Origin of the sequence: Virgibacillus sp. 6R (genome assembly GCF_001895305.1) — a bacterium.
GTDB lineage: Bacteria > Bacillota > Bacilli > Bacillales > Amphibacillaceae > Virgibacillus > Virgibacillus pantothenticus.
In genome coordinates, this window is sequence record NZ_CP017762.1 from 2,742,965 (window position 1) to 2,766,910 (window position 23,946).

The 23,946-nt window shown below is 36.6% G+C and carries 21 protein-coding genes; 19 read left to right on the forward strand and 2 right to left on the reverse strand.

All coding sequences use genetic code 11. The features are described from left to right. Positions 1–247 precede the first annotated feature (247 nt). The 6 genes from ltrA (at position 248) to BKP57_RS12515 (ending at position 8,395) form a co-directional block, all read left to right on the forward strand. Positions 248–1,636 carry a group II intron reverse transcriptase/maturase gene (gene ltrA / locus BKP57_RS12490; protein WP_072741610.1) on the forward strand — a complete coding sequence of 463 codons (1,389 nt, stop codon included), beginning with the start codon at positions 248–250 and terminating at the stop codon, positions 1,634–1,636. A 172-nt stretch (positions 1,637–1,808) separates the two neighbouring features. Beyond that, positions 1,809–4,859, forward strand: coding sequence for an efflux RND transporter permease subunit (locus BKP57_RS12495; protein WP_050349728.1), 3,051 nt, complete (start codon positions 1,809–1,811; stop codon positions 4,857–4,859). A gap of 519 nt (positions 4,860–5,378) precedes the next feature. Continuing rightward, positions 5,379–6,014 carry a MerR family transcriptional regulator gene (locus BKP57_RS12500; protein ID WP_232231155.1) on the forward strand — a complete coding sequence of 212 codons (636 nt, stop codon included), beginning with the start codon at positions 5,379–5,381 and terminating at the stop codon, positions 6,012–6,014. A gap of 558 nt (positions 6,015–6,572) precedes the next feature. Further along, complete coding sequence (locus BKP57_RS12505) at positions 6,573–7,142, forward strand: efflux RND transporter permease subunit (RefSeq protein WP_050349729.1); 570 nt, start codon at positions 6,573–6,575, stop codon at positions 7,140–7,142. Positions 7,143–7,174: 32 nt separating this feature from the next. Next, positions 7,175–7,873: an efflux RND transporter permease subunit gene (locus tag BKP57_RS12510; protein WP_083547256.1), complete on the forward strand. Its 699-nt coding sequence runs from the start codon at positions 7,175–7,177 to the stop codon at positions 7,871–7,873. Positions 7,874–7,921: 48 nt separating this feature from the next. Next, positions 7,922–8,395 (forward strand): DUF7878 domain-containing protein, encoded by a 474-nt coding sequence (locus BKP57_RS12515; RefSeq protein ID WP_072741611.1) that lies wholly within the window; start codon positions 7,922–7,924, stop codon positions 8,393–8,395. 156 nt (positions 8,396–8,551) lie between these two features. Here BKP57_RS12515 and BKP57_RS23150 read toward each other — a convergent pair whose 3' ends face one another. Further along, positions 8,552–8,683, reverse strand: coding sequence for a hypothetical protein (locus BKP57_RS23150; protein ID WP_257786685.1), 132 nt, complete (start codon positions 8,681–8,683; stop codon positions 8,552–8,554). A gap of 100 nt (positions 8,684–8,783) precedes the next feature. Between BKP57_RS23150 and BKP57_RS12520 the strand changes: the two genes are divergently transcribed. From BKP57_RS12520 to BKP57_RS12540, 5 genes are all read left to right on the forward strand, one after another. Continuing rightward, positions 8,784–9,563, forward strand: a complete 780-nt coding sequence (locus BKP57_RS12520; protein WP_072741612.1) for an ABC transporter ATP-binding protein — start codon at positions 8,784–8,786, stop codon at positions 9,561–9,563. Continuing rightward, positions 9,553–11,718: an ABC transporter permease gene (locus BKP57_RS12525; protein WP_050349733.1), complete on the forward strand. Its 2,166-nt coding sequence runs from the start codon at positions 9,553–9,555 to the stop codon at positions 11,716–11,718. Before BKP57_RS12520 ends, BKP57_RS12525 begins: the two co-directional genes overlap by 11 nt. A gap of 36 nt (positions 11,719–11,754) precedes the next feature. Continuing rightward, positions 11,755–12,432: a response regulator transcription factor gene (locus tag BKP57_RS12530; protein WP_072741613.1), complete on the forward strand. Its 678-nt coding sequence runs from the start codon at positions 11,755–11,757 to the stop codon at positions 12,430–12,432. Then, complete coding sequence (locus BKP57_RS12535; protein WP_050349734.1) at positions 12,429–13,466, forward strand: sensor histidine kinase; 1,038 nt, start codon at positions 12,429–12,431, stop codon at positions 13,464–13,466. Before BKP57_RS12530 ends, BKP57_RS12535 begins: the two co-directional genes overlap by 4 nt. A 250-nt stretch (positions 13,467–13,716) precedes the next feature. Continuing rightward, positions 13,717–14,964 carry an MFS transporter gene (locus BKP57_RS12540; protein WP_072741614.1) on the forward strand — a complete coding sequence of 416 codons (1,248 nt, stop codon included), beginning with the start codon at positions 13,717–13,719 and terminating at the stop codon, positions 14,962–14,964. On the opposite strand, the gene BKP57_RS22885 is transcribed toward BKP57_RS12540, so the two are convergent. After that, on the reverse strand, positions 14,901–15,731 hold the full coding sequence (locus BKP57_RS22885; protein WP_232231156.1) for a helix-turn-helix transcriptional regulator: 831 nt from the start codon (positions 15,729–15,731) through the stop codon (positions 14,901–14,903). The two genes, BKP57_RS12540 and BKP57_RS22885, sit on opposite strands and share 64 nt — an antisense overlap. A gap of 107 nt (positions 15,732–15,838) precedes the next feature. Between BKP57_RS22885 and BKP57_RS12550 the strand changes: the two genes are divergently transcribed. The 8 genes from BKP57_RS12550 (at position 15,839) to BKP57_RS12585 (ending at position 23,889) form a co-directional block, all read left to right on the forward strand. Further along, positions 15,839–16,342: a Rossmann-fold NAD(P)-binding domain-containing protein gene (locus BKP57_RS12550; protein WP_232231157.1), complete on the forward strand. Its 504-nt coding sequence runs from the start codon at positions 15,839–15,841 to the stop codon at positions 16,340–16,342. Between the two features lie 994 nt (positions 16,343–17,336). After that, complete coding sequence (locus BKP57_RS12555; RefSeq protein ID WP_072741615.1) at positions 17,337–18,596, forward strand: CYP152 family fatty-acid peroxygenase CypC; 1,260 nt, start codon at positions 17,337–17,339, stop codon at positions 18,594–18,596. A gap of 576 nt (positions 18,597–19,172) precedes the next feature. Further along, a complete protein-coding gene (locus tag BKP57_RS12560) occupies positions 19,173–19,655 on the forward strand; it encodes a DUF2975 domain-containing protein (protein ID WP_072741616.1) in 483 nt (160 codons plus the stop codon). Between the two features lie 10 nt (positions 19,656–19,665). Further along, positions 19,666–19,887 (forward strand): helix-turn-helix domain-containing protein, encoded by a 222-nt coding sequence (locus BKP57_RS12565; protein ID WP_050349738.1) that lies wholly within the window; start codon positions 19,666–19,668, stop codon positions 19,885–19,887. Positions 19,888–20,026: 139 nt separating this feature from the next. After that, the gene (locus BKP57_RS12570) at positions 20,027–20,797 is read left to right on the forward strand and encodes a DUF817 domain-containing protein (RefSeq protein ID WP_082240841.1); all 771 of its coding nucleotides are present in this window, start codon (positions 20,027–20,029) and stop codon (positions 20,795–20,797) included. Positions 20,798–21,292: 495 nt separating this feature from the next. Then, entirely contained in the window at positions 21,293–22,333 is a 1,041-nt protein-coding gene (locus BKP57_RS12575) for a DUF1835 domain-containing protein (protein WP_083547258.1), read from the forward strand. A gap of 23 nt (positions 22,334–22,356) precedes the next feature. Next, on the forward strand, positions 22,357–22,938 hold the full coding sequence (locus BKP57_RS12580) for a DUF4256 domain-containing protein (RefSeq protein WP_050350029.1): 582 nt from the start codon (positions 22,357–22,359) through the stop codon (positions 22,936–22,938). 39 nt (positions 22,939–22,977) lie between these two features. Next, a complete protein-coding gene (locus tag BKP57_RS12585) occupies positions 22,978–23,889 on the forward strand; it encodes a hypothetical protein (protein WP_050349740.1) in 912 nt (303 codons plus the stop codon). The last annotated feature ends 57 nt before the right edge of the window (positions 23,890–23,946 follow it).

The following is a 23,946-nucleotide window of genomic DNA, read 5'->3' on the forward strand; positions in this document are numbered from 1 at the left end:
GATAAAGTCCAATACTGCCCGAAACCTATACAGTAAATCTAACAGTTACATGGGAGGAAAGTTTTCGCTCTTACCGGGGGAGGTCTTGTGAGGGTGCAGTGGGAGTTGAATGATAACGAATCAGCACAACCAAAGCGGGGACGTTTTGGTGAATCACAAGAAGTCAGTAGAGGTCATAGTAATGTTAACTGACGAAACATGAAGGACCGAACAATAGAAATTTTGAAAGCTCTAGGAGGTGTGGAAGGTGCGACAACTGCAGAAAACAGGAGAATCTGGCTATCGGCAGAGAGATAGTGTGGAACATGAAGGGTATGTCGAAGCGCATAGTACTTTTCATGGTGAACAGAACAATCAAAATGGTGTATCCAATCTGTTTGAAAGAATCCTATCAAGGAACAACTTAAATCAAGCTTACCTTCAAGTAGTCAGAAATAAGGGAGCAGCAGGGATCGACGGTATGACGTACGACCAGCTACTTCCATACTTGAAGGAACACAAGGAGGAACTATTAACCCAGTTACGTCAAGGAAAGTATAAACCGCAACCCGTTCTGCGGGTTGAAATTCCGAAACCAGATGGTGGAAAGAGGAAACTGGGGATTCCCACAGTCATCGATCGAATGCTTCAACAAGCTATCAACCAAGTGTTACAACCGATATTTGAACCAACGTTCTCCGATAATAGTTTTGGGTTTCGTCCAAAACGTAGTGCGCATCATGCCATCATACGGGCGAAATCGTACTACGAACAAGGGTACAAATATGTAGTGGACTTGGATATGAAATCCTACTTCGATACGGTAAATCATGACAAACTCATGTACTTCGTGGAAAAACAGATATCTGATAAGCGAGTGCTTCACTTGATAAGACGATACTTATTAAGTGGAATTATGATTAACGGTATCTTCGAAAAATCAGAACAAGGAACGCCGCAAGGCGGAAACCTATCTCCGTTACTCAGTAATATCTATTTAAATGAACTAGACCGACTATTGGAAAAGCGTGGTCATCGATTCGTTCGTTACGCAGATGATTGTAATATCTATGTGAAAAGTAGAAGAGCAGGATATCGAGTAATGGATAACATTACTACCTTTCTTGAGAGAGATTTGAGTCTAACCGTTAACCGAGAAAAGAGTGCGGTTGGAAGCCCTTTGAAACGGAAGTTTCTTGGCTTCTGTCTATTAGCCACGAAGAATGGGGTTAAAATTCGTCCTCATAACAAAGCGAAAGTGACCGTTCAAGAGAAACTCAAGCGAATCACCAAACGCAATCGTGGGCGGAATCTTGAAGTGATTCTAAAAGAAATCCAGCAACTTATGACAGGGTGGATAAATTACTATGGCATAGGGGAAATGAAAGGATTCATGAAGAATCTAAATGGATGGTTGAAGCGACGAATTAGACAATATATTTGGAAACAGTGGAAAAATCCACGTACGAAAAGAAAGAATCTAATTCATTTAGGCATCGATAAACGTAAAGCTTATGAATGGTTGAATACAAGAAAAGGTTACTGGACTATATCAAGTAGCTATGTACTCCATCGTTCATTGACAGATAAAGAACTGGCGTCGAGAGGATATAAAGACATCGCTCTTCAATACCAGTTCGTACACTCAAACTATTGAACCGCCGTATACGGAACCGTACGTACGGTGGTGTGAGAGGGGCGAAAAGTTATTTAGCTTTTCCCTCTACTCGATTATTTAGTATTTGCTTATGTACCGGCTCATTTTTGTTCATATACAGTTCATATTACATTGTTAAGGTTTGTGTGAAGTCATAATGGGGGGTAGAAAAGTGTCGAGAATTACACAATGGAGTTTAAAAAATGGGATTGCGGTATTCTTTCTATGCATTCTAGTTTTGGGAGGGGGATTATTTGCAACGACGAAAATTCAAAAGGCAATCATGCCTGATCTTTCCTTTCCCACTTTATTTATTCAAATATCAGTTCCTGGACAGTCTGCTGAAGAAACTCAGAAAAATATTACTGTGCCACTGGAAGAAAAAATATTGGCAGCAAATGAAGCGGAAAATGTCATTGCTTCAACTACAAGTAATATGGTTACGATTGAAGTTCAATATCCCTTTGGGACTGATCTTGACAGGGTAAACAGTAAACTCGAAGCGATTGTGAACAGTGTTCCATTGCCTGAACATGCTGATCGACAAGTTTTGACGATTGACCACTTGTTAAATAGTGTCTATCAAGCTGCAATAACAGGAGAAGACCGCGAAAAACTTCAGAAAAAAATAACAGACACCATTATTCCTGAAATCAAAAAAGTGAATGGGGTAGCAGGTGTAGAAGTTACCGGACTCAGAGAAAATAATTGGCAAATTGAATTACATCAGGACAAAGCGTTGGAAAAAGGAATCAGTTTACAATCTGTCCAGGAGGCGCTGGAAAGTAAAAATGCGGATGCCACGGTTGGAACAGTTGAAAATGATGGGAAAACAATACCCGTTGATATAAAAGGTACCATCCAATCCGTTGAAGATTTGAACAAACTGATCATTACCAGCCCGCAACCAGATGTGGCAGCAAGTGTAAAATTATCTGATATTGCCACTATTAAACAAACGGAAAAAGAGCAAGAAATTTCTCGTTACAACGGAGAGCCGGCATTTGTTTTTAGCATTACAAAAGAGAAAGACGCCAACACGGTTGCTGTAACAGACAAAGTTGAAAGTATTTTTGATGAATATCAGAAGGAAGCGAAGTACGAAAAGTATCCTATTCTGAATTATGGCAAGGAAATTGATACGTCCATCTCCAAATTGGTAAAAGAAGGATTGTTTGGAGCATTATTTACCATCATCGTCATCGCCTTATTTTTACGAAGCTTCCGCGCGACGATTATTTCCATTATTTCCCTACCAGTATCTATTCTTGTTACGATCATGGCACTGGATTATATTGGCTATACGTTGAATGTCATGACCTTGGGGGGGCTTGCAGTCGCAATCGGACGAATTGTCGATGATAGTATTGTCGTCATAGAAAATATGTACCGTTGGCTACAGGAAAAAGGCAGTACAGTGAACAGGAAAGAGATTGCCTTCAAAGCAACGAAAGAAGTCATGACTGCCGTTGCCTCGTCCACTTTTATTACTTGTATCGTCTTTTTACCGGTTGCCTTTATAGATGGGATGATTGGGGAGCAGTTCCGTCCGTTTGCTCTTGCCGTTGCGATTTCCATCTTAACTTCACTCTTTGTGGCGATTATGCTTATACCCGTGTTAGGGAACGTCTTTTTCAAAAAAGTGAAGACGAAAGAAAAAGAAGGCAGAATGGTGTTAGGATATGAAAAACTTCTTCGTCTTGCGATCAGAAGAAAAGGCGTGGTGATTATTCTTTCTATCCTGTTGCTCGTCGGTTCAGTGTCATTAGTGCCACTTATGGGATTTTCGCTCATTCCCGCGGGAAGTAGCACATCGTTAAACATCAGTATGACGCTGCCCGCAGGGACGGAGCTGGAAGAAACGGACAAAATTGCCAAGAAAGTGGAAAACTATTTAGGCGAGAAGAAGGAAATTGATTATAGCAGTGCTGAAGTTGGTAAACCGGCTGATCCGATCTCATTCCAGAAAAAAGACAATGAAGCCGGATTTATCGTGAAGTTGAAAAAAGGTTATACAGCCGATGAAGAAACCAACTCATTAAAAAAGGATCTATCCAAGCTTGTTAAAGCGGATGTTCCAGAAGCGGATATAAGGGTTGAGGAATTATCACAAGCTCAAGGGCCTTCGGGAAATATAGTGGCCATCGAATTGTATGGAGACGATCTCCAAGCTTTGGAGAAGGCTTCCAAACAAGTAGAAAACTTGTTGCAGCAAAACAATCAATTAAAAAATGTAAAAAATGAAATGAATGAAGCACGGGAAAAATGGTCGATCTCTTTAAATGAGCAGGGAACAAAGTTAAACATCGATTCCACTCAATTAATGGGGCTGATCAATGAACAGTTAAATGCTGTGGAATTAATGGATTACAAAATAAAAGATGAAAAAATCAATGTTACGATTGATTATAATAAAAAAATTACGAGCAAATCCGGATTGGAAGATTTACAAGTTCCAACTCCAAGTGGTGTAAAACCGCTGAAGGAAGTGGCAGAAGTCGTTGAAATGAAGACACCTGTTGAGATTAACCAGGAGAACGGCAAAACATTGGCAAAAGTAACCGCGGAAATAAAAGGGAATAGCATTTTAGCGGAGTCAACCAAAGTACAAAAAGATGTCGATGCATTGAAACTGCCCGAAGGAGTAAGCCTTAAAACAGGTGGTGCGAATGAAGAAATCACGAAGCAATATACCGAAATGGGTGTATCGATGATCACTGCCATCGTACTGGTGTTTTTAATCTTATGTATGACCTTTAATGGCTTGTTGACACCAATCGTCATCTTGGCTTCCATTTTGTTCGTACCAATCGGCTCATTTGGATTTTTGCTCATTGCTGGCCAGCCGCTGTCTTTGAGCTCTTTAATCGGGTTGTTAATGCTAATCGGAATCGTTGTTACGAATGCGGTTGTACTCCTGGATCGGGTTGAAAATAACCGTAAACGTGGAATGAAAGTAGAAGAAGCCATCGTGGAAGCGGGAAAAATTCGGTTAAGGCCAATCGTCATGACTGCCGTTGCGACCATATGCGCGTTAATACCGCTCGCGATATCGGCCGATGTGGAGTCAGTTTCTGCCGCCTTGATTTCAAAAGGATTGGCAATTACTGTTATAGGCGGCTTGACGACATCGACATTGCTCACATTGGTCATTATCCCTGCACTATATCGAGCGGTTGAAAGATTCCGTAGAAACAAGGGGGAATTTGAGGAGGATACTTGACTAGAAGACAGAATAACGGAAAGTATGTAAAAAAGATTTTTTTACAAAAGGTATTCGCTGCTCTTTTTAAGCAGGAAAAAGTGATCAGAACATACACGCTTTTCCGTAAGAAAGTCAGCTAGGCTGTCGAGTTTTTGCTCGACAGCCTTATTTAAAAGATAAGAAAGCAGCATGGCTCGCATAGAGCGGGATCCACCATCTATCATGAAAAAACTTTTGCTAGGATTGGGAACGTACCCAAGATACGCTTCTCGGTTCTTTTTTTATATGTTTAAAAGTCTGTAAAATCAGACAAGAGGAGGATTTGATTAAAGGAACTGAGGATGATAAAAAGCGCACGGAAGCATGAAAACGTCCTATCCTAATCTCTTAAAACCTCTTGGCTATCCAAAGCCGTAAAGCTAAGCCGAACACATTTTTTTGATCTCCGTGTAAAAAATAATACAACAAAGCCTTGAAAGTGACGTGACGTCATTTTATATAATGTAAATAGCTTATAAAACAAGGAGGATGTTTCACTTGATCTCAATTAAAGAAGTGACCAAACAAACGGGCATTACAGTTAGAACGATGCGATATTATGATCATATAGGTTTGCTTAAACCAGCAGATAAAACGGAAGGCGGCCATAGATTATATGGGGAAAAAGAGATAAAGAAACTGCAAGAAATTCAATTTTTGAAAACTTTGGGATTTCATTTGAAAGATATTAAGGAAATGTTGGATGACCGTAAACTAGATTGGTTTAATAGTCTAAAAACTCAGCTGGATTATATCTTAAAGGAAAAAGAAAAGCGAGAGGAAATTGAAGGTATATTGCGTGGATTATTAAATGAAATGTTAATAGAAGAGAATATTAATTTGACCAAGGTACAGAGACTTATCCAGTTATATCAACAAAACTTTAATAAAAGGGAAGCCTTTCTAGCAGAAATATTTAATAAAGAGGAAAGTGAGTTGTTAGATTACCTACCAAATATAAATCGTGGTGACCCTGATACACTTGAATGGATTGCCTTAACGGCTCAATTAAGAAAGCATATGCCAAAAGGTGTTTCATCACCAGAAATTCAACGCATCATAAAACGTATGCACGAAAAAGAAATAGAGACCTACGGAGATAATCCAGAATTTATAAAAAACTATGGGACGTAAGAAAGTCACCCCAAAAATCGGAAAGTGCTGGATTTTACCCTATTGACTCGGAAACTCTGGATTTTTTTGAGGAAGCACTTGAATTATATTTAAAAAGCAAAGAGCAGCTTTCGAATTGAGGAGATTAAATTTCGCTTTATAGATTTTGATGATTCTGTGAGGTGGTTATTTATGCAAGACGTCATTATTCTATAAAAAAACATTATCTTATTCTTTTTTATGTTTATTGCTTTTTCTTGACGGATTATGGATTTTTCAATAAAAACAGTCGCAAACGAACAACTTAGGTATTAAAAAAAATATTTATAGACCATGGTAGCACTAATTTCCTGTTAGAAAGTAAGGGTTCAAAATGTTAGAGCTTCCTATAATAAACGGGATATACCCTTAGTAAAAGTAATGAACAAATAACCTTAGGGCACTAGCGTTGCATAAATATAGTAAGAAAAAACAGTGAATTTATTGTCGGTAATTTTTGCTAAAAACTGAACTACCAACTAAGGAAGCCCTGTCTATTCAGGTTAAATACAACCAAATATACTAGCAAGGGGAGATGTTATGAAATTACTAAAGTACATTATTAAAAGAAAAGTTTTCATTAGTTTGTTGGTCATTTTAATTATCTTTTTGGGAAGTTATGCTTTCTTGAATTTAGATAGAGAATTGACTCCCGTTGTTGACTTAAATGGTGCCTCAATTGAAGTTGATGCAGGAGATTTAACTGTGGCGGATGTGAAAAGTAACATTACAACGCCACTTGAACAAGAATTACAAAAAATTGATGGAGTAAATAAGATTGAATCAACTACTTATTTGGGGGGAAGCTCAATCCAGGCTTCTTTTGAAGATGGTTATGACAAGGATTTGGGGAGAGAATTAGAAACGATAGTACAATCATTTAAAAATAATTCCTCCGTAATAAAAAAGGTTGATGTTAGCAGGAACGGCTCGGGAACAAAATACGGATTCATTTTAGATATTTCTGGTGGAGATATGTCTGAGATGACCGAATTTGCGTCAAGTGTATTAAAACCTCGTTTGGAACAACTGCCAGAAGTGCAGGATGTTAAATTTTCAGGGATAAAAGATCTTGGGATGATTTTAAAGGAACCAAAGAATCATTATTAAATCTCGATGTTCCAGCACTCAGTGATAAGAAATTGTCAGCTTTTATGGAGTTAAAGGAAGTAAATGTACCTAAAGAGATTTATCATATAAATGGAGAACGATCTATATCTATATTTGCTGATATTGATGGTAGAGACCTAGGAGCAGTTAACAGAGATGTTCAAAATATGGTGGATAACTATAAATTAGACTCTGGATACTCAGTCTCCTTAGGTGGTGAGCTGGAAGAACAGCAAGAATTGATGAAAGATACAATTTTCGTATTAGTTATTTCCATATTTTTAGTTTATCTGGTAATGGCTGTACAATTCAATCATTTCGGCCAACCACTCATTGTTATGTCTACCATTCCAGTTACAATTATTGGGGTAATACTTGGAATGTTTATGACACAAATGGAGCTAAATATTATGTCAGCAATGGGATTAATCATGCTAGTGGGAATAGTTCTAAACAATGCTATCTTGTTGATCCATCGAACAAACCAACTCCTTATAGCAGGGCATTCTCTCCATGCTTCCATTATAAACGCTAGCCAAGACCGGATTCGTCCTATTTTCATGACCACACTTACTACGGTTGGTGGTATGATTCCGTTAGCAATGGCGTCGGGAATGTCAGCTGACTACCAAGCACCTTTGGCAACGGTAATTATATCAGGGCTCTTATTTTCTACTTTAATTACTTTAGTTTTAATACCAGCTATTTATCGTTTATTTTCGAGAGCGTAAATTTAAAAGAACTAAAATAATGGTTCAAGTGAAAGGGGTGGTGAGTAAATGGATAATAAGATAAATTTTGAATACCATTTCGTAAGTGATAAAGGAGTCATCTCGAATAAAGATAAAAGGGATGTTCCAGCTATATTAGCAGTAGATGCTACGTTTTCTATAAAAATTAATAATAAATTATACTTTGAAACAGAACTTGCGATACTAGAATTCTATAAGTCTTTGTATGAATGGAAAGAAAAGATGACGAAGGATTATATACCCGAATTCCATTATTATACGATTGAATACGATGATTATGAAGACGGTGCTATACTGTCATTGCTTCCCTTCTCCAATCAGGCGAGATTGGAATCTATTTGGGCAGAATCAGATATTTATAATGTATTTGATTTGAATTATATTGTAGGTGCATTTATAGCCTTGGAGAAGAATCTAAGAGATGATATCGAGGAATATTATGAAATAAAACTGAAGAATTTTATCAAGCACATTCCATATAGTCAGATTAGTATGTTGTAGTGTAGCATAAAAATAAAGGTAAGTCGTCGATAATCTTGTATAAATTTTATTTCAGTTGAATGCGCCTCCCGTTATGTTATTATCTTATTTTCTTACTACTTGAAGATGATTTTGTAAACCTCTTCTACGTAATACAGACAAATTCGATAAACTGTTCTAACTACTTGCCGATACTTGCTTGAAATAATTTAACCGATTTTCTAATTTAATAATAGATGGTGGATAATCATTTTGCATTAAAATCAAATTCAATAGCAAATGAGCTGTCCACCCAGTATAGCGACTCATCTTTCCTTACATCATTTGTAAGTGTTTCTAGTCTTTGATATTGGTTATAATGTGTATAGCTCTTCGATGATACATGATAATACGAAAAGGAGCGTTATACATGACTACACAAGGAAAATTACTAGAAGTTCAAGACTTACAAAAAAACTTCGGAAAGAAAGACAATATAACAAAAGCTTTAAACGGTGTCAGTTTTGATATTCTCCCAGGAGAATTCTTGGGAATCATGGGACCAAGTGGTTCTGGTAAAACGACATTATTAAACTGCATTGCAACGATTATAAAGCCAACATCTGGGCGGGTGCTTTTAAATGGTAAAAACATCAGTGCTTTTGACAGTAAAGGTTTAGCAGAGTATCGGGGCACTCGAATTGGATATTTGTTTCAAGACTTTGCACTGCTAGATAATTTAACGGGTCAAGAAAATATCCTATTGCCACTGTCTATTCATGGGGTGGATTTTACAAAAGCACGTGCTAAATTAAATGAGCTGGCAAGTTTTTTAGAAATAACAGATATCCTTCATAAATTCCCTTCTCAGATGTCTGGGGGACAAAAGCAAAGGGTAGCTGCTGCTCGCAGTTTGATTTCTGATCCGGATATCGTTCTTGCAGATGAACCAACAGGAGCATTAGACACACGCTCTGCAAAACTCTTAATGAATAAGCTGGAAGGAATTAATAGAAGTAGTGGAAGAACAATTTTAATGGTCAGCCATGACCCGAATGCTGCAAGCTTTTGCTCAAGAATCCTTTTTATTCAAGATGGTGTCATCTTTCATGAACTGCGCCGTAAACAAGATGAGTCTCGCGAGAAATTTTATGACAGAATTTTAAGGGTACTAGCTCAGCTTGGGGGAGGGAGCGCAAATGTTCTCTAGGCTGATTTATCGTAATGCGAAGCGAAGTCGGAAGGAAAATGTCATCTACTTTGCAACACTTGTCACAGCAGTAGCCTCGTTTTATATCATTCTTTCACTTGGGAGACAAGATGTTATTTTATTTTTAAAGGAATTTGAAAGTGATGCGATCGATAAACTCTTAGCCCTCATGCCCATCGTGTATCTATTTGCCTTATTTCTATTGTTTTTCTTGATTTTATTTGCTAATCAGTACCAATTAAATCGGAGAAGCAAAGAGTTTGGACTCTACCTCATGTTAGGAATGCGCAAAGAGCGTCTTGTTCTTCAACTTGTTGCAGAGGGGCTTATGACGTCTATTTTGGCACTCATTGGCGGCATTTTAATAGGCGGATTTTTAGCGGAAATCATTAGCTTGACGGTTTCTAAACTAGTCGGACAGGGAATTATCGGTCATCAAATAAGCTTGTCGGTAAGCGCGATAATCTTTACGATCATCGGTTTTTTATTCATCCAGCTCATTGCATTAGCCATTCTTGGCGGAAGATTATTTAATCAAGAGGTACATCAACTACTTTATGAGCAAATGGATAAGAAACAAGATATGGGACATTTTAAAGGCAACGTACTCCATATTTTAGTGGGTATTGTCTTACTAGGTGTTGCCTATTGGATTGTTTTATATCGTTTTATGGATTTTGCAGGACTGCTTCTGTTTGTGGCATTGGCTCTCGGATGTTTAGGAACGATCTTTTTTATGAGGGGATTTGGAAAACTATTTGGCTTATTGGCAAGCTTGTCCGAGGGTAAATCTACGAAAGGGCTGCGCACATTTACTTTAAGACAGTTCCAGGAAAACGTAGCGAATAAATCCACTTCTGTTGCTGTAACATCGATTCTAATCACGTTGGCGATCATTTTGATCACAAATGGTGCTTCAACTATTATCGGTTTCGATAGTGCTATTACTAGGACTTCCTCGTTATATGATTTTACGGTTCATGGAGATCATCAAAAGGTTGAGCAATTTCTTACTTCAGAAAAAATGGTACCATATGTAGAGGACTTAAATCTATTAGAAATTGGGAAAATGAAATTTCAGGATGAACGTGAGGAAAATGACTTGCCTGTATCGTTGGTAGACTGGCCTGAATTAAGAGAGCAGCTCATTATGGCTCTGCCAAGCAACTATAAAGAGCAGCTTTTATCCGGAGAAATGCAGGGTTACACGATCAGTTCGGAAAACCCTGAAGCACTTAACTTGCTTGGGGTCCTAGAGATTGATGCAAAAGCACCTTACCTCATTCCTGAATCATCTTATAATGGACTTTTAAAGGCAATAGGAGAAAAACCACTGAACCTGCATGCAGATGAAATTGCCCTATACTTTAATCCAGACCTTTTGCATATGGATAATCTAGAGAGCATGCCTGTACTAGATCGTATTCTTGAAAAGGCTGAAAAAGAAGGGCGAAGTTTGATGAGCATTCATGATCAGGAAATATCTATACGCCCATCAACTCCAATGAGGGGATTAGTCGCAGACCGTTCGATAGAAATTCATTCCGCATTTATCGTCCCTGATTCTATGTTTGAAGACTTATTAAATACGGAAACATATGTGTCCTATTGGAATTTTCGCATCCCACAAAAGCTGCAAGATGAGCAAGGTTTAATGAAACCAATGATGGAAGCTAGAGACTTATTACAATCTTCAGGCTTTCAGTTTGAAAGTTATTTGCAAAACTTTGGACGTCAACTCTTCTATGTTGTTGCGGGAAGTTATACGACACTATATGTGGGATTCTTATTCTTGATTATTGCTTGCACAGTATTAGCTTTACAATTTTTGACACAGATGAAGCAGACGGGCGGGCGCTATGTAACACTTTCCATGTTGGGAGCAAAACGTAAGCAAATGAAAAAATCGATGCATAGACAGGTAATGTTGACTTTTCTGTTACCTATGTCTCTCGCATGCGTGAGTGCAGCTGTTGGGATAAGGGCGATGATTTCATTTGTTGTTATTAGCATCGAAGATAACGCGTTACTTTATCCGATTGCCTTTACCTTTGCATGCGTAGTCATCATCATTTTCGTGATTTATGGAATAGCAGTTGCCCGTACAGCAGATCATGAGATCGATAAATTGCGCTGGAAGCCAAATATAGATTAAAAAACGGTTACATTTCATATAGAAGGAGGTGCTGAAGTGGCGAGGGTTGCTGTTGTCGAAGATGATTCATGGATGAGAGAAGAGTTAATGGATATATTGCAAAAAGAAGGGTTTGAAGCAGTAGCAATTACGGACTTTCATGATGTAGTCACTCAAATTGCCACTTTGGCACCAAACTTAGTCTTATTGGACATCAATTTACCGGAACAATCAGGTTTTGAAATATGTAAAAGTCTAAAATCCAAAGGGATTGGTCCCATATTGATGCTTACTTCCAGAGATAAGTTACAAGATGAATTACATGGTCTTCATTTAGGCGCAGATGATTATCTCACAAAGCCATGTAATCGAGACCGATTATTGGCGCGCATCCAGAACTTGCTAAGAAGGTTTGCAGGACAACCAGACTTGATCGATGGTGGCAGTTTTTCATTAGATCCAAATACCTTTACTTTATATAAAGGGTCCGCGTCGTTATTATTATCAGCGAATGAAGGAAAAATTTTATTGGCTTTAGTACAAAATAGGCCTGAGGTTGTACCCAAGTCAACACTAAGTGAACTTTTATGGGGAACAGACCAATTTATAGATGAAAATGCCCTTCAAGTAAATCTGACACGCTTACGAAAAACATTGCGGCAATTGGGCTTGGAAAATGAAATTGAGACAATCAGGGGCCAAGGGTATCGACTGAGGGGGCAAGAGAAGCCGTGAAATGGATAAAGCAAATCTATGATTGTTTTCATGCCTATAAACAATGGTTTCTTATCTTAATGGCTACAAGCCTCCTTTTTAGTTATTTAGCTTGGCTGGCTTACCCAGAAACCTTTAAGGTGTTGGTGGGGCTCATGATTGTTTTTACGCTAGCGATTGTTTCGTTGTCTGTATTCCTAATCATGAGAAAGCAAAAAATAATCGAAGTTGCCTTTCAAGATTTTTTGTTAGAACCAAATGAGACGAACGAAGAAAGATTGTGCCGGGTAGCTCCTAAGACACATTGGTCCATTATCCGTAAAATGGGAAGTACCCTAAGATCGTATCAGTCGGAACTGAATGATCAAGTCATTGAACTCACCGATTATGAAAACTACATCGAAGGATGGGTTCACGAAATGAAAAAGCCGCTTTCATTGATGACATTGGTATTAGATAACCGCAGTGACGAAATGTCTCCCCTTGTGAGACAGCGTATGCTTCATATTAGAGATCAAATGCATGGAGACGTAGAGCGAATTTTGTATTTTGCAAGGCTTGGGGCTGCTCATAAAGATTATATTTTTGAACCAATAAATGTGCTCGCATTTTGCAAACAGACTGTTGAAGACCATCAAACACTACTAGATGAATCCGGTTTTCAAGTACAGTTCAAAGGTGAAGAGATGGAGATTTTATCCGACCGTAAAGGATTAGCTTTCATATTAGAACAAATCATCTTTAACAGTACGAAATACGTTGCGCAGAATCAGAATCATCCCATTTTGGAGTTTGAAACGGGTTATGATCGAGCGAGTGATCAAAGCCTTTTATATATTCGTGATAATGGGCCTGGTGTCTCTGAAGAAGATTTAGCCTTTATTTTTGATAAGGGCTTTACTGGAGGGCGAGGTACCTATACAAGACAAGCAACAGGCATGGGACTCTTCTTAGTGAGCAAGATGGCTTATGATTTAGCCATTCAGTTGGATGCAAAATCAGAGCTTGGTTCGGGGTTGACCATAGCGCTCAAATTTCCAAATGTGAAACGATAAGAGGGCTATATTGGGACAGTTGTAATATATAAAAGTTAAATAGATAAACAAGTCAACCATGTAAAGAGCCTTTGTATGAATATCTTTTTTTATATAGAGGATTATTTGTATTTTCTGTCTAACTCTAGTGCAATTTCTACCTGATTATCGACCTTTTGCTGAAATAACCATAATCTTGAAAGAAAAATTGACAATATGATGGAAGAAATCACCTCAAAACGAGATTACACTCTAGAAGAGGTGATTTCATATGTATTTGGAAGTTATTAAAAACAATAAAAATGTTATCTTTTACTTATTAGGAGCCGCTGCTTCAAATTTAGGTAATGTTATATCGGGTTTAGCTTTTGTGTTTTTAACTTATGAGATGACAGGATCAGGCATATATACAACTGGAGTTGCTATTTCACAAGTAGTTCCTTATCTTTTATTCGGATTAATCGGCGGAGTCATTGCTGATTGGGTAGATAAGAAAAGACTTTTAATTATGATCGATCTTATAAGAATACCTCTTATATTATCAGTGGTTTTATTGCATGAATTAGAGTTATTAATCTATTGGCATTTAATCATCGTCAGTTTTCTTATTCATTGCTTAGGGTGTTTTTTTACCCCTGCACATAGAGCGATTTTGCCCATTATTACAAGTGAAGAGGAAAGATCTTCTGTGAACAGTTTACTTGATACAGTAACAAGGGGAATTACTGTATTAGGACCTATCGTTAGTGTTTTATTAATGAATATAGTTAACGTTATACATTTTTTTACATTTGACGCATTAACCTATCTTATAAGTGCGATTCTTATTAACAGGATTCAATTACCAGATAAAAAGCTAACAAATGAAAAGCTTAGCCAATGGAAAATAAGCGATATTTTTATCTCGATAAAGTATTTTTCAATATGGGTAAACGAACAAACAACTATACGAACATTATTTATAGTGACAGTAATCATGGTGTTTTTCAATACATGGGTCTGGCAAGTCGGATTGTTATTGCAACTCCTTGCAACAACCCCAAATGGAGAGGAATGCTATAGTCTACTTTTGGGGTGGTATGGTGCAACCGTTATTGTGGTTAATTTGTTTATCCCATTCATCTGGAAAAAGTTAAGCATGAAAACTTACTTGTTTGGCTCATTGATTTGGGGGATAGGTATTCTGATGTTAGGGTTTTCTTATACGCTACCACTATATTTTATAGGGGTATTCGTTGCGGGAATAGGCTTGCCTATCTCTGGTTTATCAAGAGTATATTTATTGCAAACATATCTTCCAACAAAAGAATTAGGGAAAGGCTTTAGTTTTAATGCATTTCTTCTCTATTTATCTAATGCAATTTCTCTTGGTCTATTCGGAGTACTCTCTTCATTCCTGCCTATAAGGATCTTGTTTATAATATGTGGATTTATGATGGCCATTTGCGCAGCCATTTATTTACGAATACTTGCTCGAAAAGTACTAGGAGTTATACCATATAACCGTTTGAATAATTGATTGTAAACAGTAACAGATGAAAAACCACAGTCCATCGCTATTTTTAAGATTGTTTTAGTGGTTTTGGTTAGCATCTCTTGGCTTCGAATTATTCGATATATTTGTAACCAAGAATATGGGGAAATCCCTATAATATCTTTAAAAAAATGGGCAAATTGATACTTGTTCAAATTAGCTACCTCTGCCATTTGATCTAGGGTCCAAGGATATTGATAACTTTCCTTCAAAGCACATACCGTTGTATATATTTGGGGGCTAATTATTTTGTAAGAATTTACATTTATATCCTGTGTATGTGTTCCAACGGCATTTTTCAGCAATATTAATGCAAATTGTGTGAAACTGTGCTCTAAAAATAATTCCATTGAATGAATATCATTTTTTTCAATAACTACATAGTCCAGTACAAACTTGACCCAGTTAGATACTTGGCAGTTTTTCTGTATACTCGAGGCAATTTGAATATCGTTTTGAGCAACAAAGTTGAGAGATTTCGAGACTTGATTAAGAAAAATCGGATTTAATTCAATAAGAAATTTCTTACCCTCAACTGCCAACTGTTTATGTTCATCTTGTGGGTTAAATAAAATAAATTGTTGATGATTAAAGTTTATTTGGTTTCTATTCGTTTGATAATTTATCATTCCATCTAAAGAGTAAATAAATTTATAGCAGTGATCTGAACGCCAGTTGCTTTCTTGACTAAAATCCTTCTTTAGTAAGAAAGTTCCTTCTGCAGTCTCTCGTATTATTTTTGATGGAGTCATGCAATCACCTTCTTTGTTAATATCAGAATTGTATCATAGTGAGGAGGAAAATAAATGGAGCATGCATTAATAATTGGTGGAACAGGTATGTTATCAAGGGTATCCCTTTGGTTATTAGAAAAAGGCTATCATGTGTCGATTATTGCAAGGAATGCTGGACGCATGCAGAGGCTAATGAAAAAGACGGTTTAAGTAGTAACATAACACCTATATTAATTGACTATAAAGATAATGATGAATTACAGGCAAGCGTAAATTCAACAATAAGTGAAAATGGTCATATTGAACTTGTAGTAGCTTGGATTCACTCAGATGCGCCAGAGGCGTTGAAAATAATAGCTGATGAAATTTTAGATAATAGCAATGAAGGGGAATTATTTCATGTTTTAGGGAGTAGCTCAAATTTGAATGCTATCAAGAGGAGGGTGATAATGCCTGACAGTTGTCTATACTATCAAATTCGCCTAGGGTTTGTAATAAAAGGTGGTCAATCAAGATGGCTAACAAATGAGGAGATTTCTGATGGTGTTATTAAAGCTATAAAAAATAAAAACAAGATAGAACCATTGGTCAGCTTGAGCCTTGGGAGAAGCGTCTTTAAACAATTGTGATAGTGAAAAGTATTTCGTGATTTGGTAGACTACCACAGATTTATCAATTGTTTTCTTAAAATTCGGAAGGCAATTGTTGCATATATGCTTGGCTCTTTGAAGCAGGGTATCGTACCACTTCTCCGCATAAAGGCAATTTGGTTGATAAACTTCTTTTTATGCCAGGGACTATTATAATGCATCGTCTGATCACTAGCGTTGCATTAAATTTTTAACCAAAAATCAAGTAAAACATTCATGCCAATATTATGAATAATGGGAATTATTACTACAAAAATCCATAAAAAAACCTTATAATAAGGGTATGGTAGTTCTGTCCAGATCCCGAATTATAAGGAGATCACTATGGACAATTATACCATAAAAATGGTATTCAAGGAATACATTCATCCATTAGATTTAAAAGTCATTCAAAAAATGATTGAGAGTGGATGATGAATAGCTGATGTATTTAAGGCTTTAGGAGATCCAAACAGAAGAAAAATTTCTTCATTATTGAAGGAAATGGATTTAACGTTGTACAAATCGCGGAACATTTTGAAATAACAAATGCAAGTCTTTCTCACCATTGAATATTTTGTTTGAAACTCAATTAGTAAATAAGGTAAAAAAAGGAAATTTGTTATTCATTAAATATTACCATTATCCAAGATAGCATATCTGGTTTATATTTTTACCAAAGGGCAGTGCCACCTTTCTTCAGGTTTTGACTTTTTGGCTCAAAATTTTAGGGGAGGTGTTAACTGAATATTCTATGTTTGTTGATGCATTACTAGTGATATTTATTACAAACATATCTTCCAACAAAGTGGTTTTAGTTAATTGCATTCCTAGAGGGATACTAGCTCTTTTTAGTAAGAACCGCAAGTGTTACGCTTTTCTCCAAAAGAAAAAGCATGGTCTAAACCACCTATATTTATAGCTCTCAAACGGTGTAAAAAAAGACCGATTGGTCCATAATAAGACGAACTCATAATAAAACGGAGTTGATCTTATGTCAAGCACAGGAAGAATGCCGCAAGAAGAGGGAATAGACCAAAGTTTAAGCTTAATGAGAGAAGGCTACATGTACATTTTGAATAGATGTCGCAGTTTCAATTCTAATATTTTTGCAACTCGATTACTCGGAAAGAAAGTAATCTGTATAAGTGGAAAAGAAGCTGCTGAGATTTTTTATGATTCGGAGAGGTTCAAAAGGAAAGATGCAGCACCAAATCGGTCAATACAAACATTGTTTGGTAAGAATGGTGTACAGGCATTAGATGGATGGGCTCACAAACGTCGTAAAGAAATGTTTATGTCTATCATGTCCACTGAAGAACTTAAAAGGCTCACTAACATTTTAAAAAAACATTGGGAAATAGCAATTAATAAGTGGCAGGGAATGGACAAGGTAATATTTTATGAGGAAACCAAGAAAATATTGTGTCGGACAGCTTGCGAGTGGGCGGGTGTTCCAGTTCAAGAAAGTGAAATAAAATCGTTGACAAGTAATTTAGGAGCAATGATTGAGTCAGCAGGGACAGTTGGTCCTAACCATTGGCTTGGGAGGAATGCAAGGAATAATGTTGAAAGATGGGTGCAAGGTCTGATTGAGAAGGTTCGTCATGGGACATTAAACCCTTCCGAAAATACAGCACTGCATCAATTTTCCTGGCATCGTGAACTGAATGGAGAACTTCTTGATACTGAAATTGCTGCAGTTGAAGTCATCAATATACTGCGTCCGGTGGTGGCGATCGCTATATATATTAATTTCATTGTTGTAGCAGTAAATAATTACCCAAAAGTAAAAATGAAGCTTCAGGCTAGTGATAAAAAATATGTGGAAATGTTTATCCAGGAAGTACGGCGCTTTTATCCGTTTTTTCCATTTGTTATCGCAAAGGTGAAGACAGATTTTACTTGGAATGGCTACCGATTTGAAGAAGGTACGTTAACTCTTTTGGACCTTTATGGTACCAACCATGATCCTAAAACCTGGGATAATCCTGATGTGTTTGAACCTGCTCGTTTTTCTGACTGGAAAGGGAGTCCTTTTGGATTCATCCCCCAAGGCGGTGGTGACTATTTTTGGGGGCATCGTTGTGCTGGTGAATGGGTAACAATTGAAGTTATGAAAGTTAGTGTTGACTGCCTCGTGAACCATATGGATTATGAGGTTCCGGCTCAAGATTTAAGTTACAGCATGGTAAGCATGCCCAGTATACCTCGAAGTAAAATAATAATTAAAAATGTGAAGGGGAAAATATAGTTTCATTTAAAAAAGTTGCTTTATCTATGCCAAAATCATAAAGGTCAGCTTTTTATTTCTCTAATAAAATGGACGTGCCTCCTTTAAAGTAGACAGATCTAGTCTGCTTTAAATAGGGGGTTTTTTAAGGTTGCATTAAGAATTGTGTTTTTGAAACGGGTTCGGGCAACAGGCTGTCCTTTGTTGTTTTTGTTCGAAGATAAGAAAGTATAAAATTTGTTGCTTTGGGATAAGGGAATAACTGAATAGCCACGTCCGGCTTCAGCGCCCAGCAACGATGCGACTTTAGAAATGCGCCCTACGATAAGTCATCATCGGTTCGCGGCAAAGAGGAAGGCCGACTAAAACCGAGCTTGCCGCCCATCGTCGGCATACCCCTGTTTTTAGTGGCATGATTCCTAAATCTTTAGTTGATTCGTTCCATTCGCTACGTTGCTAACCGGGCGCCCTGCGCCTTTGTTCTTGTATTTGGAAATGATTAGCAACAATAAATTATTCATATTTGATAATTATTTATTGCAAATCGATAAATGTATGCTACAATCAATATTGTAAATAACGAGGAGAGGTGTTCGTATGAAAAAAGTAACGACAGTATTCTTAAAAATAGCTGTTGTTCTTATAGGAATCCCAGTTCTTGCTTTATGTATATTTTTAGTGCCTAAGTTAGGAGATATTGGAGTCGAGTTGTTGCCTGATTTTGCTTTTATAAAATATCTCATTTTCATCATCTTTTATACGTCCGCTATTCCTTTTTATGTTGCTTTGTATCAGGCTTTCAACCTTTTGCGATTTATTGACGAGAATAAAGCGTTCTCTGAATTATCTGTAAGGGCGTTAAAGAAAATCAAATACTGTGCTATTACAATCAGCAGTTTGCATGTTCTCGTCTTGCCGCTCTTCTATCTATTTGCGGAAACAGACGATGCCCCAGGTGTTGTCATAGTTGGAATGATTGTTCCGTTTGCTTCAATGGTTATCGCTGTCTTTGCTGCTGTTCTCCAAAGACTTTTTCAGGAAGCAATTAATATAAAATCAGAAAATGATTTAACGGTCTGAGGTGAATACAATGGCAATTATAGTCAATATTGATGTGATGCTGGCAAAAAGAAAAATGAGTGTAACAGAGCTTTCGCAAAAAGTTGGGATTACGATGGCTAATCTTTCTATATTAAAAAACGGCAAGGCAAAGGCAGTTCGATTCTCAACTTTAGAGGCGATTTGTAAAGCTTTAGAATGTCAGCCTGGAGATATTTTAGAATACAAAAGTGATGAAGAAAATCAAGAATAGCAAGATTAGGTAGGAAACATTGCGAGAGAAGGAGGAACCATTTTCCTTTATTTCTATGAAACAAATTCATAAAAGGGGAGTAATCATGAATTTAGACGTTCAAAATGAGTATCAGGAAAAAACTTTGCTAACAAAAATCATGAGAGCAATAAAACAGCTTGTTCGTTTTGGCTGGGAACAGGCTCTATCATGTTTGTTTCCGGTCGTTATTTTTGCCTCTTTGGCGCTTACGCAGATGGTATCTCTTCCATTTCTACCACGATATGACTGGCTGCTTATTATCTGTCTTTTGATGCAATGGGGCATGGTGCGTTCGGGGCTTGAAACACGTGATGAGTTAAAGGTTATCACCGTCTTTCACTTAATTGGGCTTGCCCTTGAGATTTTCAAAGTACATGTGGGGTCCTGGTCTTATCCAGAGGAAGGATATCTTAAAATTTTTGGCGTTCCTTTGTATAGTGGATTCATGTATGCAAGTGTAGCGAGTTATCTTTGTCAGGCATGGAGAAGACTGAATATAAAATTAGTTAAATGGCCGCCTTTTTTGGTGGTTGTGCCTCTAGCAGCTGCGATCTATCTAAATTTTTTTACCCATCATTATTGGATTGATGTTCGTTGGTGGTTATCAGCACTTGTTATAATTGTCTTTTGGCGATCATGGGTTAAATATGAGGTTGGTGGGACCATTTATCGTATGCCACTCGCGTTTTCTTTCATGCTCATTGGATTTTTTATATGGGTAGCCGAAAATATTGTTACATTCTTTGGTGCATGGAAATATCCAAATCAAACTGATGCATGGAGTCTCGTACATTTAGGTAAGGTAAGTTCATGGGTCTTATTAGTAATTGTTAGCTTTCTTATAGTTGCAACGTTAAAGCAAGTGAAGGGAAAAAATTCCACAAAATAAGCAGATGAGAAAGGGGGGGAAGTGAGTTGAATGGCTAATAACATAGAAAAGTAAAGAAGACATATACCGTAAATTGGTCATGAATTAGCGGAATAAGTTGTAAATATAATGGAATATCTATTCTTAATTTAAAGAAATAAAAGGTAAATATGGAACGAGAGTTATTCTACAAATGATAAGGGTTAATGGGTGTTTAGGCTGATTCATTCGTAGAAGATCGGTTTAGATTTATCTTTTATTTTTTTAATAATCAAAACAGCGATGTAATTATTTGTGTTTAGCAATGTAAGAAAATTGTTTCGGAATCAATACGGATATTAGATTTCGAAATTCTAGACCAAAAAGTTTTGGCATGGTTAATAAAGTAATGTAATGTCAGAATATATCTTATATGACCGAACTATTGCTTGACTTTTCCGTAACTTTTTGAGAATAATGAAAGGAGTAAAATGAAATGTAATATTATGGTAATTCATGTAGGGAGGAACAGTAAAAATGGTTGCTGAAATAAAAAGAATCCTTAGAAACTCGTTAGAAGAAGAAAAGAATGCACTTTTACTTTCTATGTTTATGCAAATGGAAATGCATGAGGAAACAGCCCAATATACGGAGGAGCAGTTGGTAAAGGATTTAAAAAGAACCTATCATTCCTTTTTAAATTATAAAAGGAATCAAACGGATATAAAAAGGGATAATACCTATCATGCGGTACATATTCTATTTAGCGATTCCACGTATGGTAGCTTAAAACAGGCGTTAAAAGTGTCAGGATTGCAGGACGAAGAAAAGATAATCGCATTTTCAGATTTGTTTTCGATTGGTCCAATGTGGCGATTACATGAACAGGAAGGGCTTAGCTACAGATACGAATGGTTGAAAAATCATATTAACTTTGATGATGAATATATAGATGAATACGAATATAACTTTAATCATACCGTCTCCATGATTGACGCTATTCCAGAAAGTACACCCATAATCGTGTGGACAGGAGAAAATGCCCATGAACAAACCGTTTTACGATATGTTCTTTTTCTATTAAAAGAAAAAACAAATGATATTTTTATAATAAACGCAACGAAGCAATTTAAAAATCAATTTAATGTTCCAAGTAATGAATGTTTCCCGTTACATACTGGAGAAATTGTACCTGAAAAATTAATGATGATATATGAGGAAAGTAGAAAAGAAGCTCCAGCAAGTCAAAAGCAACTTGAAGAATTTGCAAAGGAATGGCAAGCGTTATCTACTACCAAGGAATACCTCAGAATATGGGAGGATCAAGTAATAAAAAGTGTAGAGGAAAATATTTATGATTACTACATTATAAATAGGGTTAAGCAAATACATAACGAGCGAAGAAATAATGATTTTATATATTCAGCGCGACTTGTCGGTGAAATAATAGGGGATTTAGATCAATATATTGGCGATGCGTTTTTTGAGTACAGAGTAAGACAATTAATTATAAAAGGAATTTTTGAAATAAAAGGTGTTCCAAAAGCAATGAGGTACTATAGTGTAAGACTTCATTAATTATAGGGGTGGGCATTAACATGATGACAGAGAAAAATGAAATCAACCATAAAAAGGAATTGTCACTAGAACAAAGGGAAGAATTACTTAAAGTATTGCAAGCCCGTTTTGAGAACAATATGAACCGTCATAAAGATATGGAATGGGGTAAAGTCCAAGCAAAGCTGGAAGCTAATACTGAAAAACTGTGGTCCCTCCATGAAATGGAACGAACGGGCGGTGAACCGGATGTGGTTGATTATGATAAAAAGAAGGATGAATACACTTTCTATGATTGTGCTACGGAAAGCCCCAAAGGTCGCAGAAGTGTTTGTTACGATCGTGAAGCGCTAGAGTCAAGAAAAAAACATAAACCTGAAAATAATGCCATAGATATGGCCGCTGCCATGGGAATTCAACTTTTAACGGAAGACCAATATCGAGCATTGCAAAAACTTGGAGATTTTGATATGAAAACGTCGAGTTGGATTTTAACACCTGCTGACATTAGAAATCTTGGTGGAGCGCTTTTCTGTGATTTTCGTTTTGGTCATGTTTTTGTGTATCACAATGGTGCCTCCTCTTATTATGGGGTTAGAGGTTTTCGCGGCTCGCTACGTATTTAAATTATATACAGATACTTATTGTTCAAAAAGGGGGATTAAATGAGAACAAGGGAGGAGCTTTTAAAAGATATCATAGAACAGGAAGTAATCGTTCATGCTACAGAGGAGCTTGCTGATTTTTCTTTAAACCATCCAGTATCTGGTTATCTAAAAAAGACGAACGGAGAAAATGCTGTTTTGGACTGTGTGTTGGATGTAAATGAGGATGGCATTTTAGCTGTTTTAATAAGTAGTTTTAGGACCGATAAAATCAAAGCATATCAGTATTTTCCATTTACAGATATCCAAGGCATTAAAATTAAAAAAGGAATACTTCATTATCATATTAGATTACAGTTTAAGGATGGAAAAAATTATGTATTTCAGGTAATGAAACGCAGAACGAAGCATTTCCCCAATCAAGTTCAACATTTAGAATATATGGTATCCGTCCTTCATGGTCAACATTTAACAGATATGGACAATCATCTTTATCAGAAAAAGGTTATAAGGGATAAAATATTTGCTTCGATTTATATAGTAACATTACTTTTGGTTGAAATAATAGCATTGTTTTTCTCTTACAATTACAATTCCAATAATATGTTTTTAACGATAGGTATCGTTATTTTGGCTGCAATTATTCATTTTATCTTGTGTATAGCTGTTAGCCTATACCTTGATAAGAGAAAAGATAAGCATTTTATGAGAGAGTACAATCAATTTATGAAAAGATATAGTGAAACTGAGAGTGCAGAAGTTCTGTTAAATAGTTTAACAAATATGGAAAACCCACCCAAAACTACGCAAGCAGCAAACGCCTTTAGTTTTAGTATGTCAACGGCTCTGTATAAAACAAATAGAAAAGAAGAAGCCTTATTCTATTTAGATAAAATTAAAACACCAGATAAAGAATTTCAAAAAGCGGTTGAGGAGCAAAAAGCTCGGATAAAAGATGAAATGGGTAAGTAAGATGATTCCTATACTTAAAATTAAGATCTTTAAATGTGTCGATTATGACGTTGCAGA